General features: G+C 59.3%; 11 protein-coding genes and 1 tRNA gene. 6 read left to right on the forward strand and 6 right to left on the reverse strand.

What is annotated here, in order from left to right:
- Window positions 1-35: 35 nt before the first annotated feature.
- Window positions 36-632 (reverse strand): 5-formyltetrahydrofolate cyclo-ligase, encoded by a 597-nt coding sequence (locus tag ACTNBY_RS07400; RefSeq protein ID WP_441063960.1) that lies wholly within the window; start codon window positions 630-632, stop codon window positions 36-38.
- A gap of 389 nt (window positions 633-1021) precedes the next feature.
- Entirely contained in the window at window positions 1022-4066 is a 3045-nt protein-coding gene (locus tag ACTNBY_RS07405) for an insulinase family protein (RefSeq protein ID WP_441063961.1), read from the reverse strand.
- A 569-nt stretch (window positions 4067-4635) separates the two neighbouring features.
- On the opposite strand from ACTNBY_RS07405, the gene ACTNBY_RS07410 reads away from it, so the two are divergent.
- Entirely contained in the window at window positions 4636-6102 is a 1467-nt protein-coding gene (locus tag ACTNBY_RS07410; protein ID WP_441063962.1) for an ATP-binding protein, read from the forward strand.
- 100 nt (window positions 6103-6202) lie between these two features.
- On the opposite strand, the gene ACTNBY_RS07415 is transcribed toward ACTNBY_RS07410, so the two are convergent.
- Window positions 6203-6694: a hypothetical protein gene (locus tag ACTNBY_RS07415; RefSeq protein ID WP_441063964.1), complete on the reverse strand. Its 492-nt coding sequence runs from the start codon at window positions 6692-6694 to the stop codon at window positions 6203-6205.
- Window positions 6695-6819: 125 nt separating this feature from the next.
- Window positions 6820-8082, reverse strand: a complete 1263-nt coding sequence (dcm, locus tag ACTNBY_RS07420) for a DNA (cytosine-5-)-methyltransferase (protein WP_441063966.1) — start codon at window positions 8080-8082, stop codon at window positions 6820-6822.
- Between the two features lie 141 nt (window positions 8083-8223).
- Between dcm and ACTNBY_RS07425 the strand changes: the two genes are divergently transcribed.
- Window positions 8224-9729, forward strand: coding sequence for a Sau3AI family type II restriction endonuclease (locus ACTNBY_RS07425; protein ID WP_441063968.1), 1506 nt, complete (start codon window positions 8224-8226; stop codon window positions 9727-9729).
- A 55-nt stretch (window positions 9730-9784) separates the two neighbouring features.
- On the opposite strand, the gene ACTNBY_RS07430 is transcribed toward ACTNBY_RS07425, so the two are convergent.
- Window positions 9785-10471: a DUF5710 domain-containing protein gene (locus tag ACTNBY_RS07430; RefSeq protein WP_441063969.1), complete on the reverse strand. Its 687-nt coding sequence runs from the start codon at window positions 10469-10471 to the stop codon at window positions 9785-9787.
- 387 nt (window positions 10472-10858) lie between these two features.
- Here ACTNBY_RS07430 and ACTNBY_RS07435 point away from each other — a divergent pair, with 387 nt between their 5' ends.
- Window positions 10859-11872, forward strand: coding sequence for a hypothetical protein (locus ACTNBY_RS07435; protein WP_441063971.1), 1014 nt, complete (start codon window positions 10859-10861; stop codon window positions 11870-11872).
- Window positions 11873-12417: 545 nt separating this feature from the next.
- Here the strand turns inward: ACTNBY_RS07435 and ACTNBY_RS07440 are convergent.
- Window positions 12418-12492, reverse strand: a tRNA-Val gene (locus ACTNBY_RS07440).
- Window positions 12493-12782: 290 nt separating this feature from the next.
- On the opposite strand from ACTNBY_RS07440, the gene ACTNBY_RS07445 reads away from it, so the two are divergent.
- From ACTNBY_RS07445 to glmM, 3 genes are all read left to right on the forward strand, one after another.
- Window positions 12783-13805 (forward strand): DMT family transporter, encoded by a 1023-nt coding sequence (locus ACTNBY_RS07445; protein WP_441063972.1) that lies wholly within the window; start codon window positions 12783-12785, stop codon window positions 13803-13805.
- 150 nt (window positions 13806-13955) lie between these two features.
- The gene (locus ACTNBY_RS07450) at window positions 13956-16250 is read left to right on the forward strand and encodes a DUF4012 domain-containing protein (protein ID WP_441063974.1); all 2295 of its coding nucleotides are present in this window, start codon (window positions 13956-13958) and stop codon (window positions 16248-16250) included.
- Window positions 16251-16253: 3 nt separating this feature from the next.
- Window positions 16254-17585 (forward strand): phosphoglucosamine mutase, encoded by a 1332-nt coding sequence (gene glmM / locus ACTNBY_RS07455; RefSeq protein ID WP_441063975.1) that lies wholly within the window; start codon window positions 16254-16256, stop codon window positions 17583-17585.
- The last annotated feature ends 44 nt before the right edge of the window (window positions 17586-17629 follow it).

Genomic DNA, 17629 nt, shown 5'->3' on the forward strand with positions numbered 1-17629 from the left:
CGGATGCCCATCTTGTGGGTGCGATACAACGGCGGTTAGGCGCTGATGATGTGGGGTAGCGGCAGGTCGTGGGTGTCGGTGGGAACGTGGTCGACACGCTGCTCGTCAAAGGCGATGCCGATGATTTGGCATGCGGGCGAGAGCGTGGGCAGGTAGCGGTCGTAGCAGCCGCCGCCATAGCCCAGGCGCGCGCCGGTGTGGTCGAAGGCTACGAGCGGCACGACGATCATATCGAGCGCCTCGGCAGGCACGATAGGAAAGCGGCTGCTGTCGACGTCCGTGGCTGCGAAGGCCCGCGTAGGGTGGGCGATAAACGGGGCCTCGGACGCATCGCCGGCAGCAACTGCCCGCATGCACATGCGCTGGCCACAAGCCACGGTGTCAGCTGCCGAGAACACGCACGGATAGGCCACGCGCCAGCCGTGTTTTGCGGCCGCTGCGGCAAACGCGGCAGGATCTGCCTCGGAGCCCATGGCGGCATAGACGGCAACGGTGCGCGGGGCCGCGGGACCCGAGCCGCCCAGCAACTCAACGAGCCGCGCGCATACAGCAGCAGACTTTGCCGTCCGCATATCCAAATCTAGAGCGTCGCGCCGGGCAATTACCGCCCGCCGCAACTCGGCCTTATCCATCCCGGCCCCTCTCTCAAACCTACCAAAAAGGGACAGGTTTATTTTGGTAGGTTTTATCTGGGCAAATGTCGAAACCACCACGCAAACCATCGCAAGGGGAGCAGCTCATGGACACCTTCGTGGGTTTTGACGAAGAGTGGGTGTTCGCGGCGGTGTGTCTCGATCTGTAACAGTAACTCGGCAAAATCGGGCCTAGATGTTACAGATTGAGACAAAGGGCCGGCGTCATCCGAAAACGTCTCGATTTGTAACATCTGGAGCCAATATTGCTGCCTAGATGTTACAGATTTAGACAAACTGGTGTGACGGGCTGAGCTGCCCCGCCCAGGCAGCGGCAAAAGAAAAGGTAGATTTTCAGGCATGTCCCAAAAATCTACCTTTGCTGTGCGTTAGCCCAGCAGGTCGAGGACGTTGAAGCCGGCGTTGCTCTTGGCGATGACGTCTCGGCCGCCAAAGACGCAGGTGGGCGAGACGGCTGCAATGCGCGTCACGTCGGCGCCGAGCGAGCGCAGCTCACCGGGCGTGGCGGCGAGCATCTGGGCGCGGCGCTCCTCGCGTGCATGCGGATCGAGTCCGGCCAAGTAGGTCGTGTTGCGGCGTTTGGTGAGCGCGTACGGCTTCACCGGCGCGTCCATGCCGCTCACGCAGCTCACGATAAAGCCCTCAAAGGCGGCCACGTCGGGCTCAAAACTGCCGAGCCATTCGCCTGCGCGCGCCACGCGCTCAATCGAGGGGTCGATTGCCGGGTCGCGGTAGGTGTAGAACGCGGCCTGACGCTCGCCTGCCGCGCGGAATCCGCAGCCGTACGCCCCGCCTTTCACGCGGATCTCGTTCCACAGGTAGTCGTAGGAGAGCGCGTTGGCGGCAACCGCCCAGGCGCCCGTCACGTCAATGCCCAGGCGACGCGGGTCGCATGCGCTTGCCGCAAAGCAGATGTCGCTGGGGATGACGAAAGCCTCGTGACGGTCGCACGGCGTCGGCACCACGAGCGTGTCGCGGCCGGCAACAGCACCGTCGCCCGCGCCCAACCCCAGGTCGCCCGCGGCGGCCCAGTACGCGTCAAAGTCCTCATCGCTGCCGGTAAAGCTCGCCAGGCAGCCGTCGGCCACAAAGATGCGGCCTGCCAGCTCGGCAAGCTTGGCGCGCAGGTCGTCCAGACACTCGTCAAAGTGGTCGAGCAGATCGCGCAGGAACAGGTAGAAGTCCACGCCCGAAAGCTGCTCGCGCACCACGGCCGAAGGCGAGCTGTAGCTCATCGCGCGACCAAGAGCCGCCGAGTGACCGTTGTTGATGAAGCCCTGCTCAAGCCCAATGCGAATCTGCGTGAGCACGTCGCGCACGCGGTCGGCGTCGGCATCGAGCAACAGCGTGCTCGACCACACCTCGCGCGGCAGGCTCGCCAGCGCATCGATCTTTTCGGACAGGGCGCCGGCGCTCACCAGCAGGTAGGGGCGCACGCCGTCCACGTCGGGCTGGGTCATGACCTCGGTCGTAAAGCTCAAAAAGCCCAGCTTGCCGGCGATAAGGTTGTCGAGCTCCTCGGCCGAGTGTTCGCTCGTGGGTAGCTGTTTGAGCAGGCGGCAGAGCAGGGTCACATAGGGCAGGTCTTCAAACGCGACGCAGCTCAGGTCGAAATACTGCATGGCGTAGGCCAGGCGGTTGGTGGGGATGCCGTGGCGCAGGCAGGGGATGGGCGCGGTCGTGTCCACGACCAGCGGCGGCTCGGGGCGCGCCTCGCCAATGTCGGACACGCGAAGGCGTGGCAGCGTGGCCTTGGCCTCGGGCGCGTCATCCGCCTCCTGCGCGGCGCGCAGCGCAGCCGTGCGCTCGACCACATCGGCCAGCTCGGCATCGGTCATGGTATCGCGCTTGGCTGCCAGCTCGGCAGCCTCGGCACTCTCCGCACCCTCGGCGGCATCCACCGGCACCAGCTCGACCAGCGCCATGTGGTCGTTCTCCAGCACCAGCTCGCGCAGCAGGTCCTCAAAATAGCTGCCGTCCAGCTCGCCGCGCAGCTCCTCGTACACCGGGCCGTACTTGAGCGCCAGCGTCGCGGCGTCGTCATCGTAGAGCCAGGTGCTCAGCGCGTCGCACGCAATGGCCACGCCGTCGGCGATACCGTAGTCGCGCTGGCGCAGGTCGTATTCGTTGCTGCTGATGATGGCCTCCAGGCGCTCGCGCGGAACGCCGTGCTCGCACAGGTCGCGGCAGGCGTCCTGGAACACGCGGCGCAGCTCGCGCGCCACACCGGGCTGAGCGTTTTGCAGCATGATGAGCTCGTAGGGCTGCAGGCTCTCGGCCGCGGTGTAGCTCACCACGTTGCCGCCCAGGCCGGCGGCAAGAATGGCCTTCTTAACCGGCGCCTCGTTGGAACCCAGCAGTGCCTCGAACAGGATGTCCGCCGCGATCGTGCGCTTGCGGTCGAGTGCGCTGCCCAGCACAAGACCCAGGCCCACCAGGGCGTTCTCGGGTGTGGTGGCCATCTCGACACGCTTGTACTCGCAGGTCACGGGCGCCTGCACGACTAGCGGATTGGGCGCCAGCGTGGACGGGTTCTCGCCGGCTGCAACGGCAGCGTCCATGCGGCGGCTCGCGGCACTCGGCTGCGACAGATAGCGCTCGTCCAAAAAGGCCAGTGCACGGTCCACGTCCAGGTCGCCGTAGAGCGTGATGTAGGAGTTGGAAGGATTGTAGTGGCGCGCGTGCGTGTCCAGGAACTGCTCGTAGGTGAGCGCAGGGATCGCGCGCGGGTCGCCGCCGCTCTCGTGCGCATAGGCGGTGTCGGGATAAAGCGCGGCGTTGACGGCATCGTCCAGCACGCTCATGGGGTCGGACAGCGCGCCCTTCATCTCGTTGAAAACCACGCCGTTATAGCGCAGCGTGCCCTCGCGCAGGCTCGCGGAACTGCCGTTGCCCTCGCCCTCGGCGCCCTTCGGCAGGTCCAGTTCGTAGTGCCAGCCCTCCTGCTCAAAAATGGTGGGCTTGGTATAGATGGCCGGGTTGAACACCGCGTCCAGGTACACGTCCATCAGGTTGTACAGATCCTGCTCGTTGGTGGTGGCGACGGGGTAGATGGTTTTGTCGGGGTAGGTCATGGCGTTGAGGAACGTCTGCATGGAGCTCTTGATCAGGTCGACAAACGGCTCCTTGACGGGAAACTTGGCCGATCCGCACAGCACCGAGTGCTCGAGGATATGGAACACGCCGGTGGAATCGGCCGGCGGCGTCTTAAAGCCAATGGCAAAAGCCTTGTTCTCGTCGTCGCACGCCAGGTACAGCAGGCGAGCGCCCGAGGCGGTGTGGCGCAGCACGTAGGCGTCCGAGTCGAGCTCGGGCACGGTCTCGCAGCGCTCGACGGCAAAACCGTGGCAGGTGGTGCCGGGCACCAGCAGCGCGGCGGCAGCGGTGCGCGGGTCGGTTGAGGTGGTGGGCATATGCAGTCTCCTTTGACGCCCCAGCGGGGGCGAATCGAGTCGAATCCTCGTGAGTATACCCATATGGGGCCGCGGCTCTGCGGCGAACTGGAGACGATGCCGGCGGATTGGACAAAGGCCCCGCGTGCCCGCCGCGCGAGCGTGGAAACTTGGACGCCTATCGAATGAGAGTTGATTTTCGGACGGAATCAGCCTCAAAACGCCCAAAAACCGTCCAAATATCCACCCTCATTTCCCGACCGTTCAAAATCCACGCTCATCCGCCGCCCGCACATCTCTCATATCTCATTCGTCTCTAATACGAGAGATAACAGAAAGATGAGAGATAAATATGAGAGATAACAATGCTGCAAAGAGACAGGCAACCATGGTATTGTCTCAATATAGATTGTTTTACCAGCGAAAACATGTTTAAATGAAACAGATGACAGACATCTTATCTTTCATCTCTCACTCCTCTCTAATATGAGAGATAACAGAAAGATGAGAGATAATTACGAGAGATAACTGAGAGACGAAGGAAATCTATTCGTGGCATTCTTCGCAGAACCGAGCGAAAGGACGTGCAGATGAACGAGAACGAGCTGATCGGTCTGCTCGAGTCTTTAAGGCGCATGGGCTCGGACGATCTTAGCGTCGAGGTCAAGGAGAGCGCCACGACGCTTTCTCGCGACGTATGGGAAACGGTTAGCGCATTCGCGAATACCGCCGGCGGAATTATCGTGCTCGGCGTGAGCGAGCGCGCGGGCTTTGTCCCGGTTGAGGACTTTGAGACCGAGAAGGTGCTCAACCAATTTGTCGCAGGCATGGGTGATGCCGGCGGTCGCGGAAAACTGGCCAATCCGCCCAAATACACTATTGAGCGCGTGGAGCTTCGGGGCACCGTGGTTCTCGTTATCACGATTGAGGAGCTCGACCCGTCGAGCAAGCCCTGCTATGTAATAGAACGCGGCGCCCAGGGCGGCAGCTACAAGCGCATTGATGACAAAGACGTGCCACTTTCATCGACCGAGGTTTTGGCACTGTCGTCATACGAGCGGACGAGTCCTAGCGATCGCGATGCAGTGCCCGGCGCGGTTGCAGGCGATCTTGACGAGGCGCTGGTCGATCGCACGATAGAGCGTGCTTTCTCGCTGACACCTCGGGCAATGCGCGGCGCGCCGGACAAGAAAACGAAGCTGGAGCGCCTGAATTTCCTCGACTCCCAGGGCAAAGTTACTAAGGCCGGGCTCCTGGCTGCGGGTGCCTATCCTCAGCAGTTCTATCCTAAGCTCTTTATCGATGTGGCGGTCTATGCCGGAACGCAGAAGGGCGCGGCGGGGTCGTTGAGGTTCATGGACCGTACGATCTGCGAGGGAACGTTGGGCGAAATGATCTCGGATGCCGTCGCGGCAGTCGCCAAGAATTTGCGGCGAACCTCGACGATCCAAGGCGTCTCGCGTGTCGACTCGCTGGAGATTCCCGAGGAGGTCCTGCGCGAGGCAATCGCCAACGCCGTAATCCACCGAGAATACGGAGATCGGTTCTGTGGGCAGTCGGTCGCTGTTGACGTCTTTGATGACCGTATCGAAGTGACGAACCCCGGCGGCCTATACGGAGGAAAGACTCGCGAGAACTTGTTTGACGGCAGCTCCCGGTGCCGCAACGCGACGCTCATGAAACTCATGTCGATTGTTCCGCTGCCGGATGGCGCAGGTTCGCCGGCTGAGGGCAATGGCTCGGGCATTCCGATGATGATCGATGCCATGCGCGCGCATGGTTTGGCCGAGCCCCTGTTCTGCCCGGGATTCGATCGGTTCAAAGTGGTTCTCTATCGCTCAAAGGTCGAGCCGGTCGACCACGGCGGTGACTTAATTGTGGCGGCACTTAAGCGTTGCGGTGAGCTGGGTACGCGCGAGTTGGCGGAGCACACAGGGCTCACAATTTCCCAGGTTAGGTCGCGCGTCAACACACTCATTGCTCAAGGCGAGCTTGAGCCTACAGCGCCGGCGACGAGTCGCAACCGCAAGTATCGACTGTCGGAGCGTGCGGAATAAATGCGCCAGCGGACGAGGTGACCCAATAATCGACTCTCGATTGGCGCCCGCTAAGGTAAGGCGGTTGTTGCCCAGTCGACGGCGAAGTTAAAAATCCGGCTTACGCTGGCATAGTCCCGAACCCATCCATCAAGAACAGCCTAAGAACCAGCTTGATGGCATATCCCGGTTTGATTTCTGCCGCGTCAAAGACGTGGCGCTCGGCGAGCTCGCTGCAGTATGCGTAGATGTCGCGGATAAGGTCCGCGCCCGAAAGCGTAAACATGTAGCCCGCGTCCGAAAGCGCATTGGGCGCGGCGGGCAACTTGGCCATGTGGCAGAACGTTTGCAGGTCGGGCGCCATAACATTCTGGTAGTCGAGGTGGCCGCTGGCATCCTGTGCGGCAAGCTCCAATTGGCGCACAAAATCCAGCGCCGCCGCTAACACAAAGCTCGGCGTAGGCGCATTGACGTCCTCCGTGGTCGCCACGAGCCTGCCCGCCGCCTGCGTGACAAGCCAAGCGACCTCGCGCTGGCAACGCACGGCCTTGCGCGTAACCGGTTTGATGGACGAAGAAGAAACGCTTCCCTTAGGCGGATTCGAAGCAGCCATAAGACCCTCCCATGAACAATCCGGCCCAATAAGCCCGGATGAAACACGTGCTACATCAGTATACAGGGGAGTGGGATGGAAAAACGGAGCCGACAGCGTGAACCGCCGGCTCCGGATTGCTTGCCTTAGAGGCCGTACACCTCAACCATAGCTTCACCAATACGGTGGGGCACGCCGGTGACGAGTGCGTTGCCCATGCAGAAGGCTCGATGGCCGTCGGTCATGCCCGTATCGGTCCAGCCTTTCGGGAATCCCTGAAGCTGATCGAGCTCGTCGGGAACAAGACGGCGGAAACGGCCATCGGGACATTCGATGACGTGCTTGAAGCGGCTCGCTCCCGTGCCGCCTTCTCCTGTGAGGATGGTGCGGCTCGGCTTGTCGGTGGCATCCGGGAAGCTCATGGCTCCCTCGGAATACGTGTACGTAAAGCCTGTCTTTTTGTTAGTGCGCTCTTCGCGCTTGCTGCCCTTAAGGTAGCGCCAGTCGGGAAGCTTTTCGTCGGAGATGTAGAACTGCTCCGGGACATCAGCCTCGTCGACAAGCACGTCGCCAAGCACGTGGCGCTCACCGTGATAGTCTTCGGCAAAGTCGCAGGTCAGAACATGACAGCCCTGCATGACGCCGGCATTCTTGAATTGAGAGGTCTTTTGGCCGACGCCAAAACGAGTTGAGTTCTCGTAGGGGTCGGGTAAAACGTCGAGCTCGGACATCTCGTCGGGATAGATGGCGGGGAAGGCTTTAGCCATGACGCCGTTGTGCATGCGATCAACGAGATCAACCCTGCCAGCGTCCTTTTCGCAGAAGATATAAACACGCTTGCGACGCTGGGGGAAACCGTATTCGGCAGAGTTGACCACGCGCCATTCGACCGTGTAGTCGAGGTCGGCAAGACAGCTTAGGATAATGGCGAAGTCGCGACCGCGTTGAGACGCGGGCGATTTGAGCAGGCGGTCGACGTTTTCGAAGAGGCCGAACTTGGGTTCCTTCATCTCGAGGAAGTGATAGATGTCCCACCAGAGGACACCCTTCTTGCCCTCGATGCCGTGCGCCTGATTGAGAGGACGCGCGACAGAGTAGTCTTGGCAGGGAAAGCCACCGACGACCATTTGCACATCGGGGATTTTAATTTCGCCGGCTTCAGCCTGCTCCAAGACCTTATTGATATCTTCGTTGACAACGGAATCTTCGCCAAAGCGGTCCATGTAACAACGTGCCGCAAACTGACGCGCCTTGGTTCCGGGCGGTTCCCACTGATTTGCCCAAATGGTGCGGAAGGGGCCGGCTGGTTTCATATTAAACTCGGGATGTCGAGGGTCGGCATAACCTTCGAGACCCAAACGAAATCCACCGACGCCCGCAAAAAGCTCGGCAATATTAATCTCAGACACGTTTCTCCAATCGCTGCTGTGTCCGTTTATGGTGCTCACAACAATAGCCGATCGGGGGGACAAGATCAAGACCTCAATTTTCTGGGCGTTAGTAGTTGCTCTGAACTACTATGGGGCTAGTTGCGACGTTCGGAGGTACCCATGTCCAAGAAGCACCTCGACTTCAAGCGCATGCTTGACGATACTGATTTTTCTGACCCCTCAAGCATCGAGCGCTATGCTGCCAATCTCGACGGGATGACGTTTCGCGATATTCTTGAGCTTGGCATTGCGCCGGAGGGGGAGAGCGCGCCCAAGGACTTTGGTTCCAAAAAGTACAAGGGCGGCATGGGGACCCTAATCGAGGAGCGTTACTTTGGCTACAAGGCCAACAGCGACGACCGGCCGGACTTTCCCGAGGCGGGTGTCGAGCTCAAGGCAACGTGTTTTGACGTACTTAAAGACGGTCGTAAATCTGCCGGTGAACGTCTTGTCTTGACGATGATTCCCTACGACCGTCCCGTTTCGCTCGACTACGACAGCTCGCATCTCAAGACCAAGCTCAGCAATATCCTGCTGATTTACTACGGCCGAGATCGTTCCATCGATAAATACGACCAGCGCATTGAGCGTGCGGTCATGGTGCGTCTTCCCGAAGAAGACATGAAGATCATTCGCGCCGACTACGAGAAGATCATTTCTTATATTCAGGATGGCCGTGCGGACGAGCTTTCAGAAGGCATGACAACTTATCTGGGTGCTTGCACGAAGGGCGCAACTGAGGCCACGATGTGGGCGGACCAGTATTATGAATACTTCAATACCGATACGGGTGAGATTGAGCACCATCGCGCAAAGCGTCGCGCCTTTTCCCTCAAGCGCTCGTATATGGACTATGTGCTCCACACTTATGTCCTCGGTGCTCCGCGAGTCGGGGAGAGCATTGTTCAGGACGATGGCAAGTCTATCGATTTCGAAAGTTACGTAACTGGACTTATCGAGCAACACTATGGCGAAACTGATCGCCAGATTGCGGAGCAATACGGGTTGGAGTACACGGGCAATAAGGCGCAGTGGACAACGCTCGTCTATCGTATGCTCGGAATCAAAAACAATGCTGCCGAGGAATTCGTCAAGGCAGGCATATCCGTCCGAACCGTTCGAGTTAACAACAGGGGGCACATCGAACAGGCTATGTCGTTCCCACCGTTTGAGTTCAAGCGTTTGATCGAGGAAGACTGGGAAACGTCGCCTTTTCATGCGTGCCTTGAGACCAATCGCTTCTTCTTCGTTGTGTTTCGCGAGGACCACGATGGCGTGCTGCGTCTCGACCGTTGTTTGTTCTGGGCGATGGGAGAAAACGAAATCGAAGGCCCTGCGAAAGCTTGTTGGGATGAGACGCGAAAGGTTATACGTGAGGGCATTGAGCTCAATCCGTATCGGGATGCGAGCGGAAAGCTCAAAGTGACTAACAATCTGCCCGGTATGGCAGACAATCCAATTGTTCACGTTCGTCCGCATACGTCAAAAGCGGCTTACAAGTTTGCCGATGGAACAGAGGTCGGTGACATCGCAAGGAATGCTTACGAACTGCCCGACGGGCGTTGGATGACGAAGCAATCGTTCTGGTTCAACAAGGGCTACCTGGAGCATATTCTGGGGCTGTAGTGTTTCGAGATCATTTAACAATCAGCCCCTGCTCCTTGATACCTCGATGTCGTCTCTACAAATAAACCCCCTCACCGAGCTTCTTGTGGAACTTGGCGTGATGGTCGCGTGCCCAGGTAAAGAGTGCCTGGTCAAAATTGGTATGCGTGGCCGGGACGCCAAAGACGCCGGCAACTTCGACGCGCACAAACTCCAGTGCCGGCAGCTTGTTGATGGCAGTGAGGGCAAACGGGGACGAGGGCTCCTCGAACAGATAGCGGCTGCCTTGCAGCGCGTCGCAACTGGTGCACGTGTTGCCGAGTGACGGGGCTTTGGAGGCTCTCGCGCCTACGGGCTTGTAGCCACAGCGCTTAGAAAGATAGTCGCGGATCTCGCCCGGGACGCAGCCAAGAGCGGGAACAATGGCGAGCGCGTTGGCATTGGTCGTGTCGATGGCAATGTGCCCGGCCTTGTTGGGTGCGTGCGCGATGGCGATGCCCTCGTCGTTATCGGTTCGATAGGGAATGCCGAAGGCCGCGACCGAGGTCTCTTTGTGACACTTCCAGCACTCGCGCTTGCCCAGTACTAGATATATATACGGCGCAGAGGGGTCGGATCGGTCAACACCGGGCAGCCACTCGGCAAAGGGCTCGGGGTTGACGCCGCTGGGTACATACCAGATCTTCTTGGTCCGGTCCCATTTGGCGCCCAGCGCCTTGGCTTCTTCTTTGCGCGAAAAGGGAACATCGAGCTCGGTGCGCATGGTGGCTCCTTGGTGCTACAGGTGTAAGTGGCTCAAGGATACCGCAGGGTGTGGACGTTGTGGCGTTTTTCCGAGAAGCCGCGGTGCGGACTGGTTGGTTACGCCTTGGATAAACTGGCAAGTAGATGGTCGACTTTTGGCCAGTTGGGCGGCAACCTTGCCAAAAGCTTGACGGATTGCGGTTTGGGCATCGGCGAATGAACACTTTGGCGCACCTCGGCGAAAAAACCGCCGGTCGTTTGTCGGAAACTTAACAGAACCGCCAGCCGCCGCCGGCGTGCGTGCTATCTTCGCGCCATGAGGTACTTTATCGTTTCACATAACGCCGCATTGGCGCTGTTGGCGCACATGCCGAACCCTCGCTTTGGGGATTCGGAGCCAGAGGTCGTGTCGATTGCAGGTGCCTGTGCGCTCTTGGACCAAGAAGCGCAGGAGGTTATCGATCGCTATGACCTGGGGATCGAAACGCTGGATTTGCTGGTGCCGTCGCGCGCCGGCCGTCGGCAGAGCAAGCATGTTAAGACGCATCTGTGCACCAACGAGCTCCCGGCGGGTTCGTTTATCTCGCTGGGCCACTGGATGGGCGACCTTGATGCGTATGTGTGCTCTCCCGAGCTGGCGTTTTTGCAGGCTGTGCACGATGGCGATGTGGCAGCGGCCGTCTATGCCGGCTATGCGATGACATCGGATTACCGGCTGGATAACCTTGCTCCCGGTGGGGTAACAGGCAGGGATGCGGGCATGCGCGATAGCAGGCTCACGACTAAGGAGCTCATCGAGGCGTATATCGAGAAGTCACCCAAGGTGAGGGGTATCGCGAAGGCAAAGGCGCTGCTTGCATATGTGATCGAGGGGTCGCGCTCTCCGAGGGAGTCGGGGCTCTGCATGTTTATGTCGCTGCCTGCGCGCTACGGCGGGTATGCATTGGGCAAGGCCGAACTTAACAAGAAGGTCTTCATTCGCGATGGATACAATGACGGACGTGATCACAAGCTTCGCGTGTTGGAGCGCACACCCGACATAACGCTTACGGCTAAAGTCGAGGTGGGCATGGATAAAGTAAAGGCCGGGCTGCTGCCAGAGGTGCTGACCGCGATGGTCGATTACGATAGCGATGCCATTCATGACGGACGCGAGAAGATTTACAAGGATGCCGAGCGCCGCAACGAGTTGGAGCTGTTGAGCGGCGTGGCACACTTCACCGTGACGACTGAGCAGGCAAATGACTACGACAAGCTCATCCGGCTGTGCGAACGCATCCGACGGAAGCTGCATCGGAACAAGCGACCCATTTTTAACAAGCCCATGAGCGAGGAGCAGCGATACTTTGCCCTCAAGCGCGTCGAAGCGAAGCGGTTTAAGCTTTGGCAGGTCGTAATCGAGGCGCGTCAACATTGGTAGGGGCGGTTGCTGGGCATGGGACCAAGGGCCTCATTGTCAGGTCTAATACTTTTCCCGAGAAGTGAACGAGTCAAAACGGACCCCCGAAACATCGACACTTTTGGTGGCTTATTTCCTGCGGTTTTATCATTGGAATCCTGCGGTTTTGGCTGTAAAAAGTGTGGATGCTTCAGGGGTCCAAATAAGGTCGTTCACTTCTCGGGAAAAGTATTAGACCTGGTTATGGGAAGGCTGTCCGGATGTGGCCGCGAGGCTTGCGAAGGCCAGATCGGGGCGGTCGCCAAGGCTGTTTGGGTGATTTTGGGGCTGGTTGGGGCGGTCGCCGGGGTTGTCTGGGCGACTTTGGGTGTGGCAGGGGTAATTGCCGGCGATACCGAAGCAACTTGGGGTCTGCCGGGATGATTACCGGTTATGTAGAGGCGGTATCAGCCTCGATTGGGATGGTTATTGGAGCTGCCGAAGCGGATTTGGGTGCCACGGCGCCCTTTTGGCTTAGCACATAAAACAAAACAGCCCAGAGGCATAGCATCTGGGCTGCGAACATTTGGTGGGCGTTACAAGATTTGAACTTGTGACCTCTTCCGTGTCAGGGAAGCGCTCTCCCCCTGAGCTAAACGCCCGATCAAGGGTGCGCAAGTGCGCAAGGGATAATATAACGGAGCTTGAACTCGGTGGCAAGAATATTTTTTAAAATCGCTAACGTTGTGGAATCAAAGGGCTTTGTCGCGCCCATTTTAAAAGAGCTCGCTGCCGTGATTTGGCTGTCGCATAATGCAAAGCCGTTGCGATGCCGAACCATGGAAGAGACGTCTGCGGAATTGTCCTACCGATAAGCGGACAAGCCCCCAGCTGGTGCCTTCGCCGTGGTAAGGTAAGCCGAATTGTTTCCAGGCTGTTTCGGGGGAGCGGGATGAGCAAAGAGCGTGTCGAGCAGGTCGAAGGCGCAGGGGCTTCGGTGCCGATGACCGATATATCGAACATTGATGTGCCCGAGGGCACCGATGAGCTCAGCCGCAGCACCCGCCGTGCATGGCGCGACCGCCTCAACGACGCCCAGACGCGCAAGATGATCGTGGGCATGTTGGCTACGCTCGTGGGCGGCTCGTTTTGGGGCTTCTCGGGCACCAGCGCGAGTTTTCTGTTCGACACTTATCACGTTGATACCCTGTGGCTTATGAGTGTGCGCCAGATTCTCGCCGGCCTGCTCTTTATGGTCGTGGTGGTCTCGCGCGATCGCGAGCGTCTGGTCAAGCTTTGGACGACGCCCGCTGATCGCAAGCAGCTGCTGCTCTTTACCGCTTTTGGCCTGCTCTTTAACCAGTTTTGCTATCTTTCGGCCGTGCGCCTGACCAACGCCGGAACCGCGACGGTCCTTCAGTGCCTGCAGCTGGTCATCATTATGAGCTACACCTGCGTGATCGACCATCGCATGCCTCGCGTGCGTGAGGCCGTTGGCATTGGGTTGGCCCTGGGCGGCACCTTTTTAATCGCTACCGGCGGCGACCCTACCAGTCTGAGCATATCGCCGCTTGGCCTGGTTGCGGGCCTTATGTGTGCGGTCAGCGCCGCCTGTATGGCGGTGATTCCCGCCAAGATTCTGTCCGAATACGGCAGCCCTATTGTTACGGGCTCGGCTATGCTTACGGCGGGTGTCGTTTCGAGCGTCTTTGTGCAGCCGTGGGCTCATATGCCGGCGCTCGATGCCGCCGGCGTCGAGGCGCTCGCGGTGTTTGTGGTCGTGGGCTCGTTTTTGGCGTACATGCTCTATATGCAGGGCGTCAAGGACATCGGCTCGGTGCGCGCGAGCCTCATCGGGACCGTGGAGCCGGTCTCGGCAACCATTACCAGCGCCGTTATGCTGGGCACGGTATTTTTGCCGACCGACCTTATCGGCTTTGCCATGATTATCGTAATGATGTTTTTAACGGTGTAGTCGACGCAGCGGCTGATACAAGTTAAAAACTGAATAGGGATTCGCGCATGTTGCGTGTAATCAGGACGCATGTCTGGAGTTTAGCTGCGCGCGTTCAATATGACATAAACTGATAACGTTTATCGACTTTTGTATTGCGAGGATTTCTCTATGGCTGGAAATCATTTTAAGGGTAACGGAGACGGCCGTCCTGCGGTCCCGCCGCGTTCTAACGGGGCGGGAAGGCCCAGCGCTCCGGGCGGCATTGGCCAGAACGGCGGCGGCAATCGCACGTCTCCGGGCGAGACGGCGATGTTCACCGCTCTGTATGAGCAATCTCAGAAGGCAAAAAAGGCCGCCCGCGCAAACGGTCAGGCCGCTGCGACCGGGGCTACCCCCGCAGTGCCGCCGCGCGAGGTCTCCGCAAATCCCGCGGGCAATGCGGGCAGCGCCAATGCTGCCGGCAACGCCTCGTCGTCCAAGGATGTAGGAATCACGGGCAACTTGGGCACGATTTACACGGGAGCTTCCGAGACCGGCACGTTTGCCCGTCTGGACGATAGCGGTGCCGAGTTTGTGGGCTCGGGTTCCAAAGAAGACTATTACGATTTTGGCCTGAACTACGGCGGCGGCACTTCGTCGAGCACGACGTCGGACGGGTTGGTCCGTCATCGTCATCGCAAGGGCGAGAACAAGAACCGTTATGCCGCCACAGCGGTCGTTGCTGTCGTCGCGGTTGTCCTCGTTGCACTTGGCGTGAGCTGCTTCATGTTCTTTAACTCGGCAAAGACCGTGAAGGCCCAGGCAAAGGAGGCCGTGGGTATCGTCGCAGACCTTAAGGGTAAGGTCACGTCGGGCGATTTTTCGACCCTACCCGACGATGCGAAGAAGATCAACGACCTTTGCAGCAGCATGAAGGCGGAGACCTCGAGCCCGCTGTGGACGATGGCCTCGTTTGTCCCGGTGTACGGCAGCGACATTAATGCCGTCCGCACCATGGTCGACGCTCTGTCCGATGTTTCGAGCGGCGCGCTGGTCCCCATGGCCGATAATCTCGCTCAGGCAACGCCCGGCAAGCTGTTCCAGGACGGAACAATCAACGTGTCCGCGCTGCAGGCGGTCGCCGATTCGCTCTCCGATAGCTCGAGGGCGTTCAAGAGCGCCAATGAAAAGATTCAGGGTATTGGCGATACGCATATCGCCCAGGTGACCGAGCTGGTCGATAAGGCAAAGGACGGCTTTGCCACCCTCAACGGCGCGGTTGACGCGGCGGAGAAGGTCGCCCCCGTTCTGCCCCAGATGCTCGGCGCCAACGGTCAGACGCGCCATTATCTTGTGCTCGCGATGAGCAATGTCGAGATCCGCGCCTGCGGCGGTTTCCCGGGTTCTCGCGGCGTGATGTCGGTGACTGACGGTAAGCTCGAACTGGGCGATTTTGTCAAAGTCGACTTGATGAAAGAGCCTTTGAGTCCGCTTCCCATCACCGATGAAGAGGCAAACTTGTTCACGACCGGATGGGGCCTGACGGGATTCAACACGCTCGGATACACGATGGGCGACGTTACGATGACGCCCGATTATCCGCGTGCGGCTCAGCTTGTCAGCGATATGCAGAAGGCCATTGTCGGAGATGACATCGACGGCGTATTTGCAGTCGATCCGGTATTTTTGCAGTATATGCTCGGCATTGTAGGCGGCACGCAGCTTCCCGACGGCACCGTCGTCGACGGAAGCAACGCTGCAAAGGTACTGATGCACGATGTTTATTGGAATTACCCGGTAGAGGAACAGGACGCCATTTTTGCGGCGGTTGCCGGATCAGCTTTTAACAAGATCGTGGACGAACTGGGCTCCAGCGATATTACTCAGATTGCTGCCGCCATCGAAAAGGGTGCTTCCGAGGGTCGCATCCTCATGTATTCGAGAAACGACGACGAGGAAAAGGCCGCGAAGGACCTTGGCATCTCCGGCGCTCTCCAAACCGATACGTCGGAGGCTCCGATCTTGGGCGTCTATGTGAACAACTACAGTTACTCAAAGATGGATTGGTTTCTCGATAAGCGAGTCACCATCGATTCTTCGGTTGAAAATGCCGACGGTTCGACGACGTATCGAGTGACCACTACGCTCAAGAACACGATGACCCCTCAGGAGAAGGCCGAGATGCCTGGTTATTTCCGGGGCCATAACGGCATTAGCCAGGATATTGATGACGAGGTGCTGAGACTCTATCTCTATGCTCCCGCGGGAGGCAGCATTTCGGACATTAAGACTTCGGGCTCCGGTTCTATCGAGATGAGCGAAGCGACGCACGATGGCCTGAAGGTTGCATGGGGCGGCGTCCACATGCTTCTTGGACAAGACATAAAGGTTGAGTACACGGTCACGACTTCGAAGGACTCTGGGCACAAAGAGCTTGAGGTTCGCACCACACCAACCGCTCAAACGTTCGAACAGGATAAGTAAGATATGAAGTACTTTGGCACCGACGGATTTCGCGGCGAGGCCAACGTCGGGCTGACCGTAGAGCATGCGTACAAGATCGGCCGTTTTGTGGGTTGGTATTACGGCGCCAACCGCGAGCGCAAAGCACGCGTGATCGTGGGCAAGGACACGCGTCGTTCGAGCTACATGTTCGAGGCGGCGCTGGTGAGTGGCCTGGTCGCGAGCGGTGCGGACGCATATATGCTGCACGTGATTCCAACGCCGGGCGTGGCGCATCAGACCGTGGAGGGCTGCTTCGATTGCGGCATCATGATCAGTGCGAGCCACAATCCGTTTTGCGATAACGGCATTAAGCTGGTCAACAGCGACGGCTTTAAGATGGACGAGGACGTGCTGGAGCTCATCGAGGACTATATCGATGGCAAGGGCGAGGTGCCGCTGGCCACGGGCAACCAGATTGGTGCCACGGTGGACTATATGCAGGGCCGCAACCGCTATATTGCCTCGCTCATTGCAAGCGCGAACTTTTCGCTGCAGGGCGTCAAGATTGGCATTGACTGCGCCAACGGCTCGGCGTCCTCTGTCGCCAAGCCGGTGTTCGATGCGCTCGGCGCCGATGTGCGCGTGATTAACGCCGCACCCGACGGCTTTAACATTAACGTCGACTGCGGCTCTACGCATATGGAGCGCCTGCAGCGCCATGTGGTGGAGCAAGGCTTGGACGTGGGCTTTGCCTACGACGGCGATGCCGACCGCTGCCTGGCTGTGGACGAGCGCGGCCGCGTGGTCGACGGCGACCAGATTTTGTACGTGTGCGGCGTGTATCTCAACAAGCACGGGCGCCTCTCGGGCGGTACCGTGGTGCCGACGATCGCCAGCAACTTTGGCCTGATTAAGTCGCTGGAGCTTGCCGGCCTGAGTGCCGTGACCAGCGGCGTGGGCGACCGCCACGTGTATGCCAAGATGCGCGAGGGCGGCTATAGCCTGGGTGGCGAGCAGACGGGCCATACGATCTTTGGCGATATCGAGCGTACGGGCGACGGCATAATGACCTCGCTGCGCGTAATGGAAGTGATTCGTGCCGAACGCGAGACGCTTTCGCAGCTCGCGGTGCCGTGCAAGCTGCTGCCGCAGGCGCAGGTTGCCGTACGCGTGGCGGACAAGGATGCTGCGCTGGGTAGCACGGGCGTGCAGGCCGCCATCGCCGAGGCCGAGGCGTTGCTGGCAGGCGAGGGCCGCGTGCTGGTGCGCAAGAGCGGAACCGAGTCGGTGATTCGCGTTTTGGCCGAGGCCCCCGACCAAGACGCCGCCGACGCCGCCATGAAGCGCATCGCCGCCGCGCTGGAGGCTCTGTAGTTACGCAGTTTTACCAAACCGCGTAACCGCTCGACGCTACAAAC

It is taken from the genome of Collinsella sp. HCP28S3_E12, from assembly GCF_052065595.1.
GTDB lineage: Bacteria > Actinomycetota > Coriobacteriia > Coriobacteriales > Coriobacteriaceae > Collinsella.

Excerpts from the sequence above, each read along its gene's own strand:
- ACTNBY_RS07410 (WP_441063962.1), top strand. The coding sequence starts at position 4,636 with ATGAACGAGAACGAGCTGATCGGTCTGCTCGAGTCTTTAAGGCGCATG.
- ACTNBY_RS07415 (WP_441063964.1), bottom strand. The coding sequence starts at position 6,694 with ATGGCTGCTTCGAATCCGCCTAAGGGAAGCGTTTCTTCTTCGTCCATC.
- ACTNBY_RS07445 (WP_441063972.1), top strand. The coding sequence starts at position 12,783 with ATGAGCAAAGAGCGTGTCGAGCAGGTCGAAGGCGCAGGGGCTTCGGTG.
- ACTNBY_RS07425 (WP_441063968.1), top strand. The coding sequence starts at position 8,224 with ATGTCCAAGAAGCACCTCGACTTCAAGCGCATGCTTGACGATACTGAT.
- ACTNBY_RS07450 (WP_441063974.1), top strand. The coding sequence starts at position 13,956 with ATGGCTGGAAATCATTTTAAGGGTAACGGAGACGGCCGTCCTGCGGTC.
- ACTNBY_RS07430 (WP_441063969.1), bottom strand. The coding sequence starts at position 10,471 with ATGCGCACCGAGCTCGATGTTCCCTTTTCGCGCAAAGAAGAAGCCAAG.
- glmM (WP_441063975.1), top strand. The coding sequence starts at position 16,254 with ATGAAGTACTTTGGCACCGACGGATTTCGCGGCGAGGCCAACGTCGGG.
- ACTNBY_RS07400 (WP_441063960.1), bottom strand. The coding sequence starts at position 632 with ATGGATAAGGCCGAGTTGCGGCGGGCGGTAATTGCCCGGCGCGACGCT.
- ACTNBY_RS07405 (WP_441063961.1), bottom strand. The coding sequence starts at position 4,066 with ATGCCCACCACCTCAACCGACCCGCGCACCGCTGCCGCCGCGCTGCTG.